The 15,791-nt window shown below is 67.8% G+C and carries 16 protein-coding genes and 1 tRNA gene; 6 read left to right on the forward strand and 11 right to left on the reverse strand.

Features of this window, described 5'->3' with window-relative positions; translation table 11 throughout:
* Positions 1–11 precede the first annotated feature (11 nt).
* The 8 genes from CLV49_RS17310 to otsA all read right to left on the reverse strand — a co-directional run bounded on the left by CLV49_RS17310 (position 12) and on the right by otsA (position 8,397).
* Positions 12–365: a hypothetical protein gene (locus tag CLV49_RS17310; protein ID WP_106564654.1), complete on the reverse strand. Its 354-nt coding sequence runs from the start codon at positions 363–365 to the stop codon at positions 12–14.
* Entirely contained in the window at positions 365–844 is a 480-nt protein-coding gene (locus CLV49_RS17315) for a hypothetical protein (protein ID WP_106564655.1), read from the reverse strand. Before CLV49_RS17315 ends, CLV49_RS17310 begins: the two co-directional genes overlap by 1 nt.
* 73 nt (positions 845–917) lie before the next feature.
* On the reverse strand, positions 918–1,943 hold the full coding sequence (ilvC, locus tag CLV49_RS17320) for a ketol-acid reductoisomerase (protein ID WP_106564656.1): 1,026 nt from the start codon (positions 1,941–1,943) through the stop codon (positions 918–920).
* A 34-nt stretch (positions 1,944–1,977) separates the two neighbouring features.
* Positions 1,978–2,487, reverse strand: coding sequence for an acetolactate synthase small subunit (gene ilvN / locus CLV49_RS17325; protein WP_106564657.1), 510 nt, complete (start codon positions 2,485–2,487; stop codon positions 1,978–1,980).
* A gap of 1 nt (position 2,488) precedes the next feature.
* Positions 2,489–4,297: an acetolactate synthase large subunit gene (locus tag CLV49_RS17330; RefSeq protein ID WP_106564658.1), complete on the reverse strand. Its 1,809-nt coding sequence runs from the start codon at positions 4,295–4,297 to the stop codon at positions 2,489–2,491.
* 51 nt (positions 4,298–4,348) lie between these two features.
* Positions 4,349–6,043 carry a dihydroxy-acid dehydratase gene (gene ilvD, locus CLV49_RS17335; RefSeq protein ID WP_106564659.1) on the reverse strand — a complete coding sequence of 565 codons (1,695 nt, stop codon included), beginning with the start codon at positions 6,041–6,043 and terminating at the stop codon, positions 4,349–4,351.
* A gap of 72 nt (positions 6,044–6,115) precedes the next feature.
* Positions 6,116–6,904, reverse strand: a complete 789-nt coding sequence (gene otsB, locus CLV49_RS17340) for a trehalose-phosphatase (protein ID WP_208019758.1) — start codon at positions 6,902–6,904, stop codon at positions 6,116–6,118.
* A complete protein-coding gene (gene otsA / locus CLV49_RS17345) occupies positions 6,901–8,397 on the reverse strand; it encodes an alpha,alpha-trehalose-phosphate synthase (UDP-forming) (protein WP_106564660.1) in 1,497 nt (498 codons plus the stop codon). The genes otsB and otsA overlap by 4 nt, the downstream gene beginning before the upstream one ends.
* Positions 8,398–8,606: 209 nt before the next feature.
* On the opposite strand from otsA, the gene CLV49_RS17350 reads away from it, so the two are divergent.
* The 3 genes from CLV49_RS17350 to CLV49_RS17360 all read left to right on the forward strand — a co-directional run bounded on the left by CLV49_RS17350 (position 8,607) and on the right by CLV49_RS17360 (position 9,906).
* Positions 8,607–8,825, forward strand: coding sequence for a hypothetical protein (locus CLV49_RS17350; protein WP_106564661.1), 219 nt, complete (start codon positions 8,607–8,609; stop codon positions 8,823–8,825).
* 213 nt (positions 8,826–9,038) lie between these two features.
* The gene (locus tag CLV49_RS17355) at positions 9,039–9,368 is read left to right on the forward strand and encodes a hypothetical protein (protein WP_127054217.1); all 330 of its coding nucleotides are present in this window, start codon (positions 9,039–9,041) and stop codon (positions 9,366–9,368) included.
* 31 nt (positions 9,369–9,399) lie between these two features.
* Positions 9,400–9,906: a metallophosphoesterase family protein gene (locus CLV49_RS17360; protein ID WP_208019757.1), complete on the forward strand. Its 507-nt coding sequence runs from the start codon at positions 9,400–9,402 to the stop codon at positions 9,904–9,906.
* A 9-nt stretch (positions 9,907–9,915) separates the two neighbouring features.
* Here the strand turns inward: CLV49_RS17360 and CLV49_RS17365 are convergent, their stop codons facing one another.
* The gene (locus tag CLV49_RS17365) at positions 9,916–10,278 is read right to left on the reverse strand and encodes a hypothetical protein (RefSeq protein WP_106564663.1); all 363 of its coding nucleotides are present in this window, start codon (positions 10,276–10,278) and stop codon (positions 9,916–9,918) included.
* Between the two features lie 124 nt (positions 10,279–10,402).
* Positions 10,403–10,858, reverse strand: a complete 456-nt coding sequence (locus CLV49_RS17370; protein WP_106564664.1) for an SRPBCC family protein — start codon at positions 10,856–10,858, stop codon at positions 10,403–10,405.
* A 119-nt stretch (positions 10,859–10,977) separates the two neighbouring features.
* Here CLV49_RS17370 and CLV49_RS17375 point away from each other — a divergent pair, with 119 nt between their 5' ends.
* Positions 10,978–11,406, forward strand: a complete 429-nt coding sequence (locus CLV49_RS17375) for a VOC family protein (RefSeq protein WP_106564665.1) — start codon at positions 10,978–10,980, stop codon at positions 11,404–11,406.
* Positions 11,407–11,807: 401 nt separating this feature from the next.
* Here CLV49_RS17375 and CLV49_RS17380 read toward each other — a convergent pair.
* Positions 11,808–11,880 (reverse strand) — tRNA-Lys (locus CLV49_RS17380).
* A 154-nt stretch (positions 11,881–12,034) separates the two neighbouring features.
* Between CLV49_RS17380 and CLV49_RS17385 the strand changes: the two genes are divergently transcribed.
* Together CLV49_RS17385 and CLV49_RS17390 are read left to right on the forward strand one after the other, a co-directional pair.
* Positions 12,035–12,850, forward strand: coding sequence for an inositol monophosphatase family protein (locus CLV49_RS17385; protein WP_106564666.1), 816 nt, complete (start codon positions 12,035–12,037; stop codon positions 12,848–12,850).
* A 16-nt stretch (positions 12,851–12,866) separates the two neighbouring features.
* On the forward strand, positions 12,867–15,767 hold the full coding sequence (locus CLV49_RS17390; protein ID WP_243696512.1) for an aminotransferase: 2,901 nt from the start codon (positions 12,867–12,869) through the stop codon (positions 15,765–15,767).
* Positions 15,768–15,791: the final 24 nt, after the last annotated feature.

Consider the following 15,791-nt stretch of genomic DNA (forward strand, 5'->3'; position numbering starts at 1 on the left):
GAACGACGAGCTCAGACGAGCAGTGTGCCGATCCCGTAGATGGCGAGGAGATCGAGCGAGAGGGCTGACACCACGACCGTCACCGTCGCGTAGGCGATCGTGAGCGATACGACACCGGTGCGTCGCCCGAACCAGAGCACTCCGAGGAACGCGGCCACCGGGAGGACGATGGCCAGGACGAGCACGGCCCACCCCACGCCCGACACCGACGTGCTGAGTGCGCTCGCCGTGCCGGTGACGCCGAGGAGGTTGCCGACGGCCTCCCAGACGTCCCACGCGAGCAGCAGTCCGAAGACGACGGCGAGCACGAGACGGATCCATCGAGGAGCGACCCGTCGTTCCACGACGTCGGTCTCGCGCGCCATCAGCGCATCCCCACGAGGAACGGCCACGGCACGAGGATCACTGCGCCGGCGACGAGGGCCGCGATCCGTTGCCAGCTCGGGCGTGACCGCGTGAACCAGAAGCTCGCGCCGAACCAGACGAGCGGCGCCGCGATCGCGAAGACGAGACCGAGGGAGAACATCGCCCCTCCGAGAACGTCGAGGGGCCGGTAGGCAGCCTGCAGAGCGCCGACCGAGAGGACCCAGCCGACCGCGTAGAGCAGGTGCACTCCCCCGAGAAGACCGAGGAGCACGAGGGCGACGGAACCGGTCTGGGCCGGCTCGGCGTGCACCGTCGCAACGTCCGCGGTGCCATCGGGTCCATCGGCGCGCACCTCTCGTTCGGCGGCCTCGGCCCGCTCGCCTCGGCGCGCCCTCGCCTGGCGTGCACCGACGGACGACGGGCGCACGGGCGCTTCGTCACCCGCCCAGCTCAAGGCCTCGTCGTCGTCCGTGCTCATGTCCCCCACGATACCGCGACGAGCGAAGGCCGCCCGGTCGCCCGGACGGCCTTCACGATTCGATCGACGAGGATCAGCGAGCGGCGCTGCCGTCCGTGTAGTCGTCGTCCTGCTGCTTCCACGCGAAGAGGGCGCGGAGCTCCTTGCCCGTCGCCTCGATGGGGTGAGCCTCGCCCTTGGCGCGCAGCTCCTGGAACTCCGGAGCCCCAGCGTCCTGGTCCTCGATGAAGCGCTTCGCGAAGGCACCCGACTGGATGTCCGCGAGGACGGCCTTCATGTTCTCCTTGACGGAGGGGTCGATGACGCGGGGACCGGAGACGTAGTCACCGTACTCGGCCGTGTCGGAGACGCTCCAGCGCTGCTTCGCGATGCCGCCCTCCCACATGAGGTCGACGATGAGCTTGAGCTCGTGGAGCACCTCGAAGTAGGCGATCTGCGGCTGGTAGCCGGCCTCGATGAGCGTCTCGAACCCGTACTGGACGAGCTGCGAGGTGCCACCGCACAGGACGGCCTGCTCGCCGAAGAGGTCGGTCTCGGTCTCCTCGGTGAAGGTCGTCTTGATGCCGCCGGCGCGCAGGCCGCCGATCGCCTTCGCGTAGGACCAGGCGAGGTCCCATGCCGAGCCCGAGGCGTCCTTCTCGACGGCCACGATGACGGGCACGCCGCGGCCGGCCTCGAACTCACGACGGACGGTGTGGCCGGGGCCCTTCGGGGCGACCATGAAGACGTCGACGCCCTCGGGAGCCTCGATGTAGCCGAAGCGGATGTTGAAGCCGTGACCGAACACGAGGGCCTTGCCGTCGGACAGCTGGTCCTTGATCGACTCCGCGAAGATCGTGCGCTGGTGCTGGTCGGGAGCGAGGATGACGATGACGTCGGCCCATGCGGACGCGTCGGCGACGTTCTTCACCTCGAAGCCGGCCTCCTGGGCCTTCTGGATCGACGCGGAGCCGTCCTTGAGGCCGACGACGACCTCGACTCCCGAGTCGCGGAGGTTGAGAGCGTGGGCGTGACCCTGCGACCCGTATCCGATGACGGCGACCTTCTTGCCCTGGATGAGCGAGAGGTCGGCGTCCTGGTCGTAAGCGATTTCAGTCACTGCTGGTTTCTCCTTGTTGTTGAGGTTCGTCGTTCTAGTTCTTGAAGACGCGCTCGGAGATCGACTTCGATCCGCGTCCGATGGCGAGGAGGCCCGACTGGGCGATCTCCTTGATGCCGTACGGCTCGAGCACGCGCAGGAACGCGGTGGTCTTGCCGGAGTCGCCCGTGACCTCGATCACGAGCGCGTCGGTCGAGACGTCGACGACGCGGGCGCGGAAGAGGTTCACGGCCTCCAGCACCTGGGAGCGCGTGGTGTTGTCCACCCGTACCTTGATGAGCAGGTGCTCCCGCTGGACCGACTGCGCCGGGTCGAGCTCGACGATCTTGATGACGTTCACGAGCTTGTTGAGCTGCTTCGTCACCTGCTCGAGAGGGAGCGATTCGACGTCCACCACGACCGTGATGCGCGACAGCCCGTCGATCTCGCTCACACCGACGGCGAGCGACTGGATGTTGAAGCCGCGGCGGGCGAACAGTCCGGCGACACGGGTCAGCAGACCCGGCTTGTCCTCCACGAGGAGGCTCAGAACATGGGCGGTCATCTCAGTCCTCCTCATCCCACGACGGGGCGTGTTCGCGCGCGTACTGGACGTAGCTGTTGCTGACGCCCTGCGGGACCATCGGCCACACCATCGCGTCCGCGCTCACGACGAAGTCGATCACCACAGGACGATCGTTCGTCTCGAGGGCGAGCTTGATCGCGGCGTCGACCTCCTCCTCCTTCGTGACGCGGATACCGAGGCAGCCGTACGCCTCGGCGAGCTTCACGAAGTCCGGCACCCGGACGGTGTCGTGGCCGGTGTTGAGGTCGGTGTTCGAGTAGCGGCCGTCGTAGAACAGCGTCTGCCACTGGCGCACCATGCCGAGCGAGGAGTTGTTGATGATCGCGACCTTGATCGGGATGTTGTTGATCGCGCAGGTCGCGAGCTCCTGATTCGTCATCTGGAAGCATCCGTCACCGTCGATCGCCCACACGTCCCGGTCGGGCTGGGCCACCTTGGCGCCCATCGCTGCGGGTACGGAGTACCCCATGGTGCCGGCACCGCCGGAGTTGAGCCACGAGTTCGGACGTTCGTACTTGATGAACTGCGCAGCCCACATCTGGTGCTGTCCCACGCCGGAGGCGAAGACACCCTCCGGTCCGGTGATCTCGCCGATGCGCTGGATGACGTACTGAGGGGCGAGGAGACCGTCCGTCGTGGGCGCGTAGCCGAGCGGGAACTCCTCACGGAGGCCGTTCAGGTAGGTCCACCACTCGGAGATATCCGGCTCCGTCTCCTTCGCCGCGGCGTCGTACGCGGCGACGAGGTCGACGATGACGTCCTTCGCGTCGCCCACGATGGGGACGTCGGCGATGCGGATCTTCGAGATCTCGGCGGGGTCGACGTCGACGTGCACGACCTTCGCATTCGGCGCGAAGAGCTCGGCCTTCCCGGTGACCCGGTCGTCGAAGCGCGCGCCGAGAGCGACGATCAGATCGGCCTCCTGGAGGGCGAGCACCGCCGGAACGGTGCCGTGCATCCCGGGCATGCCGAGCTGCTGCTCGTGCGAATCGGGGAACGCTCCCCGCGCCATGAGAGTCGTGACGACGGGCGCTCCCGTGCGCTCCGCGAGCTCGAGCAGCTCGTCCGAGGCCTGCGCTCGGATGACACCGCCGCCCACGTAGAGCACGGGCTTCTTGGCCTCGACGAAGAGCTGGGCCGCGGCCTGCACCTGCTTGCCGTGAGCCTTCGTAACGGGGCGGTAGCCCGGCAGGTCGATCTTGGGCGGCCAGACGAAGGGTGCCGTGGCCTGTTGAGCGTCCTTGGTGATGTCGACGAGGACCGGACCCGGTCGCCCCGTCGAGGCGATGTGCGCCGCCGCAGCGATCGTCGCCGGGATCTCGCTCGCGTCCTTCACGAGGAAGGAGTGCTTCGTGATCGGCATCGTGATGCCGACGATGTCGGCCTCCTGGAAGGCATCGGTGCCCATGAGGGTCGAGAAGACCTGTCCGGTGATCGCGAGAAGCGGCACGGAGTCCATGTACGCGTCGGCGATCGCGGTGACGAGATTCGTCGCACCGGGCCCGGACGTCGCGATGCAGACGCCGAGCCTGTTGCTCGAGGAGGCGTATCCCTCCGCGGCATGGCCGGCGCCCTGCTCATGGCGCACGAGGATGTGGCGAAGATCTTTCGAGTCCATGAGCGGGTCGTAGACCGGGAGGATGGCCCCGCCGGGGAGGCCGAAGATGTCGTCGATGCCGAGCAGTTCGAGGGTCCGGACGACGGCCGCGGCACCCGTGAGGATCTCCGACTGAGAGACGGCGGCCTGTGGTTTCCGCGGCAGCGGACTGGGGATGGGATCGGCAGACATGGCGTTTCCTTGACGATAGTGATCGATGATCCGGCGGAGGCCTCGTGCTCACTACCCCGTGATCGCGCCCTCCGCTGCGGAGTGCACGAGCTTGGAGTACTTCGCGAGGACACCGCGGGTGTAGCGGGGAGGAAGTGGGGCCCAGCCTTCTCGGCGGGCAGCCAGCTCAGCGTCGTCGACAAGTAGGTCGAGAGAGCGAGCAGCGATATCGACCCGTATCAGATCACCATCGCGCACGAAGGCGATGGGACCTGCGTCCACCGCTTCGGGTGCTATGTGGCCGATGCACAGGCCGGTTGTGCCGCCTGAGAATCGTCCGTCTGTCAATAGTAATACATCTTTGCCGAGCCCAGCGCCCTTGATGGCCGCCGTGATGGCGAGCATCTCGCGCATTCCCGGGCCTCCCTTCGGCCCCTCGTAGCGGATGACGACGACATCCCCCGCCGCGATCTTCCCCTCGGTGAGTGCGTCCATCGCGGCACGCTCCCGCTCGAAGACCCTGGCCGGACCCTCGAACACCTGCGCGTCGAAGCCGGCCGTCTTGACGACGGCGCCCTCGGGGGCGAACGATCCCCTGAGGATGGTGAGTCCGCCGGTGGCGTGGATCGGGTCGTCGAGCGTGCGCAGCACCTTGCCGTCGAGCGGCTCCGGCGCGATCTCTGCCAGGTTCTCAGCGACGGTCTTGCCGGTCACCGTGAGGCAGTCGCCGTGCAGCAGACCGGCGTCGAGGAGCGCCTTCATGACCACGGGGACTCCGCCGTGCCGATCGACGTCGTTCATGACGTACTTCCCGAACGGCTTCAGGTCGCCGATGTGCGGGACCTTGTCGCCGATGCGGTTGAAGTCGTCGAGCGTGAGCTCGACCTCGGCCTCACGGGCGATCGCGAGAAGGTGCAGGACGACGTTCGTCGATCCGCCGAAGGCCATGGCCACGGCGATCGCGTTCTCGAACGCCTCGCGCGTGAGGATCTGGCGCGCCGTGATGCCCTTCTTGAGCATGTTGACGACGGCCTCGCCCGAGCGGTGCGCGAAGTAGTCGCGACGGCGGTCGGCCGAGGGCGGCGACGCGGAACCGGGAAGGCTCATTCCGAGAGCCTCCGCGACGGAGGCCATGGTGTTGGCGGTGTACATCCCGCCGCACGCGCCTTCGCCCGGCACGATCGCGCACTCGATGCGCTTGAGGTCCTCTTCGCTCATGTTCCCGGCCTTGCACGCACCGACGGCCTCGAAGGAGTCGATGATCGTGACCTCCTTCTCGGTGCCGTCCGTGAGCTTGACCCATCCGGGAGCGACGGAACCCGCGTAGAGGAAGACGGAGGCGAGGTCGAGACGGGCGGCGGCCATCAGCATGCCGGGCAACGACTTGTCGCAGCCTGCGAGCAGGACGGTTCCGTCGAGGCGCTCGGCCATCACGACGGTCTCGACCGAGTCGGCGATGACCTCGCGGGACACGAGAGAGAAGTGCATGCCCTCATGCCCCATCGAGATCCCGTCGGAGACGGAGATGGTGCCGAACTGGAGCGGGTATCCCCCGCCGGAGTGCACGCCTTCCTTGGCGCCCTGAGCAAGACGGTCGAGCGAGAGGTTGCACGGCGTGATCTCGTTCCACGAGCTCGCGATACCGATCTGGGGCTTGTCCCAGTCCTCATCCCCCATGCCGACGGCACGGAGCATTCCCCGGCTCGTCGTCGCTTCGATCCCGTCGGTGACCGCGCGCGACCGCGGTTTCACATCGATGTCTGGCATGTTACGAGTCTAGAACGCGACGGATGCCCTCACGTCCACCGACGCGGCCTCCGTCGAGGCCGTCGAGGCCCGTCAGCGCGAGCGGACGTGCGTTGCGCGCAACTCGGCCAGACGGGTGAGGATCACGGCGACGTCCACGGGGGCCGGTACGCGGAAGGGAGCGAGAGTGTCCCCCGGGCCGACCTTCACACCGACGTCCCCGTCGTGGAGCGCACGGAACGCGTCCTCGTCGGTGAGGTCGTCGCCCGAGTAGTAGGTGGCCGTCGCCCCGACGTGAGCGCGGATCCTCTCGATCGCGTCGCCCTTGGTCGCCGCGAGCACCGAGAACTCCTCGACGTCCTTACCCGGCCGTGCCGTGACACCGGGGAGCTCAGCCAGGACGCGACGCCGGACGTCGTGCTGCGCGTCGAGGGCGACCTCGTCGTCCGCGTTCCGCAGGTGCAGGGCGTGTCCCGCCGGCTTCGACTCGACAGCCGTGCCGGGGTGACGGGAGGACACCTCGTGCAGGATCGCGCCGAGTCGCTCGACGTCGTCCAGCTCCTTCTCACTGAGGGAGAGCGGAGGGGCGCCCACCTCCATCCGGTACTCGCCGCCGTGGGACCCGGCGAGCAGGATGTGGTCACCGGCTCCGGAGACCTCCACGAGGGAATCGATCGCCCGTCCAGAGACGAGGGCCACCGACGTGGAGTCGAGCGCTGAGAGAGCCTCGACGGCTTCGGCCGCCTCCGGCAGCGGGCCTGCGGCCTCCGGGTCGTCGACGTGGACGGAGATGTTGCCGTCGAAGTCGAGGGCGACGAGGAGCACGTCCGTCTCGGCGAGACGCTGGAGTGCGAGGTCGAGGGGTCGTTCGATGGCGCTCACGCGTTCGTCTCCTGGGGATCCGTCGTCTCGTGCTCCGGAGTGTCTGCCGCGGTGCCGGCGTGGGACGCGCGTCTCAGTTCCTCGAGGAATGTCGCAGACCACTTCGCGACGTCGTTCTCGATGACCTTGCGACGGAGCGCGCGCATACGCCGCTTCCGATCGCGCGGCTCCATCTCGACGGCCGTCACGATGGCCTCCTTGACACCCTGGATGTCATGCGGATTGATGAGCAGCGCCTGGCGGAGGTCGTCTGAGGCCCCGGCGAACTCGCTGAGGATGAGGACACCGTCCCCGTCGATCCTCGACGCCACGTATTCCTTCGCCACCAGATTCATCCCATCGCGCAACGCCGTGACGAGCATGACGTCGGACGCGAGGTAGAGGGCGACCATCTCCTCCCGCGGATATCCGTGGTGGAGGTAGTGCACCGGCGCGGACCCGATGGATCCGTAGTCGCCGTTGATGCGTCCGACGGTCATCTCGATCTCGTCGCGCAACTCCATGTACGCGGCGACACGTTCTCGGGATGGGCTCGCGACCTGGATGAGTGTGGTCTCCGATGCGTCGAGCCGGCCGTCCTGGAGCAGTTCGGCGTATGCCTTCAGGCGGTGCCGGATGCCCTTCGTATAGTCGAGCCGGTCGACGCCGAAGAGGATCGTCTTCGGGTTGCCGAGGTCCTCGCGGATCTGCCGAGCACGTTCCACGACATCCGGGCGGGCCGCGAGATCGGCGAAGGACGCGGAATCGATCGAGATCGGGAACGCCCGGGCCACGACGGTGCGGGAGTGCCTCGAACGCCTCTCCGCGCCGTCCTCAAGCGGGACGCGGATGGACGACCCGCGCGTCTCGTACCCGAAGAGCCGACGCACGGCACGAGCGAAGTTGCCGGCGTCCGCAGTGCGCTGGAACCCGATGACGTCGGCTCCGAGGAGTCCTGTGAGGATCTGGCGACGCCACGGGAGCTGCGAGTACAGGCCGTACGCCGGGAACGGGATGTGGTTGAAGAAGCCGATCGTGAGATCGGGACGCTTCTCCCGCAGCATCCCGGGAACGAGCTGCAGCTGGTAGTCGTGGACCCACACGATGGCGCCGTGCGACGCGAGCGACGCTGCACGATCGGCGAACCGGCGGTTGACGGAGACATAGGAGTCCCACCACTCGCGGTGGTAGCTCGGCTGAGCGATCACGTCGTGATAGAGAGGCCACAGAGTGTCGTTCGAGAAGCCCTCGTAGTAGCGCTCCACCTCGGTCTGATCGAGGGAGACGGGCACCATCGTGATGCCGTCGTGCTCGAAGGGGTCGACGTGGGTGTCCGCGGCCCCTGGCCAGCCGATCCATGCGCCGTCAGCTGAACGCATCACCGGCTCGAGCGCCGTCACGAGACCGCCTGGCGAGAGCTTCCATCCCTTCGTCCCGTCGGCCTCTGTGACGCTGTCGACGGGGAGCCTGTTCGCGACGACGACGAAGTCGTAGCTCTCGTCCTCGAGCTCCACGGCGTCGTCTCGGTCGTCGGTTGAAGTGTGGGTGGCGATGATGGTTCCCTTCCGCGCCGGACGGTATCCAGGCTATCAGCGCGCCCTCGACTGCCCCGAGCGGTGGTCTCCTGTGGTAGCGGCTTCCTAGCGGAGGCGCTCGTGGTGCGCAAACCCCGCGGTCGCCCCGGTCGATCCGCTAGCGTTGCGCTCGAGCGAAAGGACGCCCCATGCGTAAATACATCATGAATTCAGCCATCATCGGCGCGGTGTTCGGAGGGTTCCAGACGCTGCAGGCGACCCGGAAGGGCCCGCGCGATTGGCGACTCGTCTTCATCTGGATCTCGTGGATCGCGACACTCGCCCTCGCGATCGGTTCGGTCGCCGACGAGGCGAACGATTCGCCCGCCGAGAAGAAGGCCAAGAAGCTCTCCGACGGCCGCAAGTAGGCCTCATCGGCGTGTCAACGCCCGAAAGACCGTCCCCCGGGAGAAGATGACCGCAAGTCAGCTCTGAACGGGGGACGATCCATGTTCGGTCGCCGTCGCCGCGCGAAAGTCTCCACGGACCGCCCGGCCACACCGAAGTCCACGAGCGCCTCCTCTCGAGGCGTCTCCTCCTCTGAGCCGTCGTCGCTCACACCGGATGACGTCTACGATCTCGTGAACCGACGCGTCGCAGACGCTCTCGGTCCCGACGGCCGCTATTCGCTCGTTCTCCGCAGCGCGGCCGACACCGACGCGATCTTCTCGCAGCTGGCGAGCCGGTCGCTGTCGCTCGCGATCACGCAGGCCATCGTCGGTGCCGGCGTCGTTCCGGTTGCATCCCACCTGCCGGGCGCCCACGAACGGACCGTCCTGTCACCGCGCGCCGAGCACACCGCTGTCGCGGTCTGGGCCGACCCGACCCGTCACGATCCCGACACCGTCGATCCCCGCATCGTGTCGCCGGAGCCGCACACCGTTCCGCTCCGGGTCGTCTCCGGCGCGTGAGCCGCGTCTCGTCCGCTCGGCCTGCGACGCCGTGAGCACCGCGGTCGTCCTCATCGCCGACACCCATCTGCCGAAGCGGGCGAAGGTCCTTCCCGATCCGCTGCTCCGCGCCGTCGACGAGGCCGACGTGGTGATCCACGCGGGCGACTGGGTCGACACCGCAACGCTCGACCTTCTCGAGCAGAGATCGTCGCGGCTGATCGGCGTCTATGGCAATAACGACCACGGCGAGCTCCGGCGGCGACTGCCCGAGGTCGCCACGGCGGAGATCGAGCGGATCCGCATCTCGGTCGTCCACGAGACGGGTGCGGCCACGGGGCGCGAACGACGCATGGACGAGGCCTTTCCCGACACGGATCTGCTCGTCTTCGGACACAGCCACATCCCGTGGGACACGACAGCACCCTCGGGACTGCGGCTCGTGAACCCGGGTTCGCCGACGGATCGGCGTCGGCAGCCCCACGCGACGTTCATGACGCTGACGATGGACGACGGCACCATCGGGCCGGTCGAACTGGTACGGCTTCCCCCGCGCTGAGGCGGCGGACTACGCGGGAACCGAATCCACGTAGGCGACGAAGCGGGATCCGACACCGTACGTCGCGTCCCGGTGCGCCCCATCCGGCACGACGGGCAGCTCGTCGGCATCGTGATCGTCGCAGGCGAGGAACGTCCACGACGGCCACCACTTCTTCGGCCGTTCCACCTCGGCGAAGCGGCAGACCACACAGCGCAGCTCGGCCCACACAGGCTTGCCCGTGCGGTTCAACCGCGATTGGACGAGCCACGCGGGCGGCTCTGCTTCGAGCGCGGCCAGCACGTCGGGGGCCACCTGCTTGGGGATGCCGTGCTTCGCGGCCATCTCGAGCGGGATGTCGAGCTGGATGGCTGCGTCGCGGCGGGAGATCACCGAGCAAGCCTAGCCCGCATGCTGCTGCTTCCCGCCCCGGTCACCCCTCCCCGCAGACGAAATCCTCCGACCGGTGTCGAGTGGTCGACACCGATCGGAGGACGGCGGAACGGGCGCGAGAAGGTCAGGCCTGGACGTCTCCGCGCCAGCCGCCTTCTTCCACTCCGCGGGACTCGATGAACTCCTTGAAGTTCTTGAGGTCCTTCTTGACGGCGTGGTTGTCGGCGCCGAGCGTGGATCCGAGCTTCTCAAGCAGCCCTGACGGCTCCCAGTCGATCTGGACGGTGACGCGCGTCTGAGCGTCTCCGAGCTTGTGGAACGTGACGACGCCGGCGTGGTCGGTGTCACCGCCTGTGCTGTTCCAGGCGACGCGCTCGTCCGCGTGCTGTTCGGTGATGTTCGCCTCGAACTCGCGCTCGAAGCCGCCGACCTTCACCTTCCAGACCGTCAGCGTGTCGGTGACCTGCTGGATGGACTCGACCTCGTCGAGGAACTTCGGGAACTCCTCGAAGAGGGTCCACTGGTTGTAGGCGACGGAGACGGGAACGTCGACGTCGATGGTTTCGATGACCTGGGGCATGCTGAACTCCTTAGCGATTTCCGAGTGTGCGTTCGTGACGTTACCCACGCCACCTGCGGGGAACCGGATTCGGGCCGGAGCCTCGCTTCTTGAGCGATGAGCGCCTATCATCGGCCGTCATGCGCCAGGACGTTCATTTCGTCACCCTCTCCACACCCGACCTCGACGCGGCGCGTCGGTTCTATGTGAACGGGCTGGAATGGCACCCCCTGCTCGATGTGCCCGGCGAGATCCTCTTCTTCCAGATCGCGCCGGGACTCGTCCTCGGACTGTTCGACGCGAAGAGCTTCTCGCAGGATGTCCGGGGCGCCGGCCCTGTCGCCGCGACCGGCGTGACGCTCGCGCACAACGTCGACAGTCCAGAGGCCGTCGTGGATCTCGTCGACCGCTTCACCGGCGCGGGCGGCAACGTCGTCGTACCGCCGGAGCCCGGTGCGTTCGGGGGCGTCTTCCACGCGATCGTCCGCGACCCGAACGGCGTCCTGTGGGAGATCGCCCACAACCCGGGCTGGCTCGTCGCCGACGATGGCACGGTGTCGTTCTCCTAGACGGCCCCCTCGGACGTGAAACGCCCCCCACGATCCCGACCGACCGACACACCCAAGACAGCAAAAAGCCCCATACCTGGCGAGAGGTACAGGGCTTTTCGTGCGCCCCCTCGGACGTGGACCGCATCCCACGATTCCGAGTGGCCAAGCAAAACAGACAGCAAAAAGCCCCATACCTGGCGAGAGGTACAGGGCTTTTCGTGCACCCCCTCGGACGTGAACCGCATCCCACGATTCCGAGTGGCCAAGCAAAACAGACAGCAAAAAGCCCCATACCTGGCGAGAGGTACAGGGCTTTTCGTGCACCCCCTCGGACGTGAACCGCATCCCACGATTCCGAGTGGCCAAGCAAAACAGACAGCAAAAAGCCCCATACCTGGCGAGAGGTACAGGGCTTTTCGTGCACCCCCTCGGACTTGAACCGAGAACCCACTGATTAAGAGTCAGTTGCTCTGCCGATTGAGCTAGAGGTGCGTGATTCGGATGACCCGAACCGAGGGACAACACTAGCATCCGATCCGCGGTCGGCGCCAATCGACGGCGTCGCTCTCGGAAGCCGGTCGATGCGAAAGGATCCGAGCCGCGAATTCCCTCTCACCGGCCGACACGGACGCCCTATCGTGGGAGCGTGACTTCTGCCCCCGGAAACGCTCCTCTCGACGGTCGTGCCCTGTCGGCCGATCTCGATCTCGCCCTCCGCCTCGCGGACATCGCCGATTCCATCGCTCTGGAGCGCTTCCGCTCGGCCGATCTGTCGGTCACGTCGAAGCCCGACCGCACTCCCGTGACGGATGCGGACCTCGCCGTCGAGACGGCCATCCGCGACGTCCTCGCCGCAGAGCGCCCGGAGGACGGGATCCTCGGAGAGGAGTTCGGAACCGGCGGTTCGACGGAGCGGCAGTGGATCATCGACCCGATCGATGGCACCGCGAACTTCCTCCGCGGGGTGCCGAACTGGGCGACCCTCATCGCCCTGGCTGTCGACGGACGCCCTGTCGTGGGCGTGGCGAGCGCTCCGGCGTTCCGCAAGCGCTGGTGGGCGTCGCGCGGTTTCGGCGCGTGGCTGCACGACGGCGACGTCGAGCCGCGGCGTCTTCGCGTCTCGGGCGTCGAGTCGCTCGCCGACGCGTCGCTGAGCTTCCAGAGCATCCAGCAGTGGGACGAGGCGGGCTACCTGGACCGTCTCGTGGACCTCACGCGCGCGGTCTGGCGGGACCGCGCCTACGGGGACGCCTGGTCGTACGGCCTCCTCGCGGAGGGACTCGTGGACGTGGTCGCGGAGTTCGATGTGAAGGAATGGGACATCGCACCGTTCGCCGTGATCGTCGAGGAGGCCGGCGGACGATTCACGTCCGTCGATGGGACCGATTCGATCTCCGCTCGCAGCTCCGTCGCCACGAACGGGGCCCTCCACGCGGACGTCATCGCCGCGCTCGGACGCTGACGGCCGACGGCGCGACGTGACGACCGACGAGGGGCTTCCCCGGCCCGACATCGACCTCGCCGAAGCCGAACGCCTCGCTCGCGACCTGTTCGCCGTCACGGGAACCGTTCGGGAATTGGGCAGCCAGCAGGACCGCAACATCCTCGTGTCGACCGGAGACGGCCGCGTCCTCCTCAAGGTGAGCAATCGTGCCTTCTCCCGCGCGGAGGTCGAGGCCCAGAACGCGGTGATGAGGCACCTCGACGCCGCGGGGATCGATGTCCCCGTCCCCATCGCCTCGATCGACGGGGACGACATCGCGGTGCGCGAGATCGGTGGGGAGCCCCATCACGTCAGGCTGCTCAGCTTCGTCGAGGGCGACCCTCTCATCGACCGCGCCGTCCTCTCCCCCGCCGATGCGGCTGCTCTCGGCGATCTGGCAGGCCGCACCGTCGTCGTGCTCGCCGACGTCGAGCATCCGGGCCTGGAACGTGACCTCCAGTGGGATCTCCGCCAGGGTGAGGACGTCGTCAGGGCTCTTCTGCACCATGTCCCGGATGACGGGCGGCGTCAGCGGGTCGCGGCGGCCCTGGAAGCGGTCGGTGAGGCAGTCGGGCCCGTTCGTGACGACCTGCGACTGCAGACCGTCCACGGTGACCTCACGGACGACAATGTCGTGACACGTGCCTCCCGCGGTGTGCACGATCTGGCGGGCATCATCGACTTCGGCGACGCCATGACGAGTTGGCGTGTGGCCGAGCTCGCGGTCGCGTGCACGGCTGTGCTGCACCGTGAGCCAAACGATCCGTTCACGGCGCTCCCCCTTATCGCGGCGTTCGACCGCCGGGTCCCCCTCGACGACGCGGAGATCACCGCACTCTGGCCCCTCGTGATCCTGCGCGGAGCCGTCCTCGTCGTGAGCGGACTGCAGCAGGTGGCTATCGACCCGACGAACGACTACGCGTCGGAAGCGCTCGACCGGGAGTGGAGCATCTTCGCCACGGCGGCGTCCCTGCCCCTCGACGTCGCCGAACGCGCCGTCCGTCTCGCTCTCGGGCGTCCGACGACAGCTTTCGACCCATCGACCGATGCGCACGCGTTCCCCGCCGTCCAGACGGCTCCCGTCGACCTCTCCTGGTCGTCCGACATCCTGCGGGACGGCGACTGGCTCACGGAGGATCCGGAGAGACGCGAAGCCGAGGCGGCGGACGCGGTTCGCCCCGGAACCGGCGTCTCGATCACGCGTTTCGGCGAGGCCCGGCTCACGCGCTCCGCCCTCCACAGCCCCGCACCGCCCGCCAACGTTGCTCTCGGCGTCGAACTGTTCCCCGAATCCCCCGTCCTCGTTTCCGCACCCCTCGACGGTGTGATCGAGCGGACGCCCTCCGGCCGGATCGTCCTCGCGGGCGCCGACGTCGCCCTCGTCATCGACCACCTCGACGATGCGGCGCCCGCCGGCTCGCGACTGCGCGTCGGAGATCCGCTCGGGTCGGTCGGGAACCGGTCGACGGTGTGGGCGACGCGGCCGGACGTCGCACAGGACGAACACGACCTCGTCACGACACGAGCACGGTTCGACGCCCTCCGATCACGCTACGCCGATCCCACGCCCTATCTCTTCGGCGGAGCCGTCGCACGTCCGACAGCGGCTCCGTCCACCGATCTCCTCTCACGTCGTTCGCGCTCCTACTCCCCCATCCAGGGTCATTACTACGCGGAACCTCCGCGGATCGAGCGCGGGTGGCGCGAGCACCTCATCGATGTGGACGGGCGCCACTACCTCGACATGGTGAACAACGTCACCGTGCTGGGACACGGGCACCCCGCGGTCGCTCGGACCGCCGAACGCCAATGGCGTCTCCTGAACACCAACTCGCGGTTCCACTACGCATCCGTCGCCGAGCTGAGCGAGCGCCTGCTCGCCACCCTTCCCGACTCGTTCGACACCGTCCTGCTGGTCAACAGCGGCACCGAGGCCGTCGACCTCGCCCTGCGGCTCGCCCGTGCCTTCTCCGGACGTCCCGATGTGGCGTGTGTCGCCGAGAGCTACCATGGCTGGTCGCTCGCGGCCGATGCCGTCTCGACGTCGACATCGGACAACCCGCGCGCCGCTGAGACCCGTCCGCCGTGGGTCCACGTGCTCGATGCCCCGAACGCGTATCGCGGCGTGCACCGGGGGGACGACGCGGGCACGGCCTACGCCGACGACGCCCGCGAACGATTCGACGCGCTGCGAGCTGCCGGGACGCCGATCGGGACGTTCATCGCCGAACCGCGAAACGGGAATGCCGGGGGGATCGCCGTGCCTCCTGGATACCTCGCCGCGGTCACCGAGGCGGTGCGTGCTGGCGGGGGTGTGACGATCTCCGACGAGGTGCAGGTGGGCTACGGTCGCCAGGGCTCCGTGTTCTGGGGCTTCGAGGACCACGGAGTCGTACCCGACATCGTCACGGTGGCGAAGGCGATGGGGAACGGCCACCCTCTCGGCGCGGTGATCACGCGCAGCGACATCGTGGCAGCGCTCGCGGACCAGGGCACCGTCTTCTCGTCCTCCGGCGGAAGCACTCTCAGCTCGCGGATCGGCGTCACGGTGCTCGACGTCCTGCGGGACGAAGACCTCCAGGGCAACGCGCTTCGCACGGGAGGCCGCCTCCGGGATGCGCTCGTCGCGCTCGCGGAGCGGCATCCGCTCGTCGGCACCGTCCATGGACAGGGCCTCTACCTCGGCGTCGAACTCGTCCGGGATCACGACACCCTCGAACCGGCGACCGAGGAGACCCGCCTCATCTGCGACCGCATGCTCGACCTCGGCGTCATCGTCCAGCCGACCGGAGACCGCGGGAACGTGCTCAAGGTGAAACCTCCGCTGTGCTTCTCCGAGGCGAGTGCCGACGTCTTCGTCTCCACCCTCGACCGTGCCCTGACGGAACTGCGCTGACCTCGACTGCGCTGACCTCGACTG

It is taken from the genome of Labedella gwakjiensis (assembly GCF_003014675.1).
Classification (GTDB): domain Bacteria; phylum Actinomycetota; class Actinomycetes; order Actinomycetales; family Microbacteriaceae; genus Labedella; species Labedella gwakjiensis.

What these genes read in the sequence shown, in the direction of transcription:
- CLV49_RS17310 (WP_106564654.1), bottom strand. Translation starts at nt 365, where the DNA reads ATGGCGCGCGAGACCGACGTCGTGGAACGACGGGTCGCTCCTCGATGG.
- CLV49_RS17315 (WP_106564655.1), bottom strand. Translation starts at nt 844, where the DNA reads ATGAGCACGGACGACGACGAGGCCTTGAGCTGGGCGGGTGACGAAGCG.
- ilvN (WP_106564657.1), bottom strand. Translation starts at nt 2,487, where the DNA reads ATGACCGCCCATGTTCTGAGCCTCCTCGTGGAGGACAAGCCGGGTCTG.
- CLV49_RS17330 (WP_106564658.1), bottom strand. Translation starts at nt 4,297, where the DNA reads ATGTCTGCCGATCCCATCCCCAGTCCGCTGCCGCGGAAACCACAGGCC.
- ilvD (WP_106564659.1), bottom strand. Translation starts at nt 6,043, where the DNA reads ATGCCAGACATCGATGTGAAACCGCGGTCGCGCGCGGTCACCGACGGG.
- CLV49_RS17350 (WP_106564661.1), top strand. Translation starts at nt 8,607, where the DNA reads ATGCGTAAATACATCATGAATTCAGCCATCATCGGCGCGGTGTTCGGA.
- CLV49_RS17370 (WP_106564664.1), bottom strand. Translation starts at nt 10,858, where the DNA reads ATGCCCCAGGTCATCGAAACCATCGACGTCGACGTTCCCGTCTCCGTC.
- CLV49_RS17375 (WP_106564665.1), top strand. Translation starts at nt 10,978, where the DNA reads ATGCGCCAGGACGTTCATTTCGTCACCCTCTCCACACCCGACCTCGAC.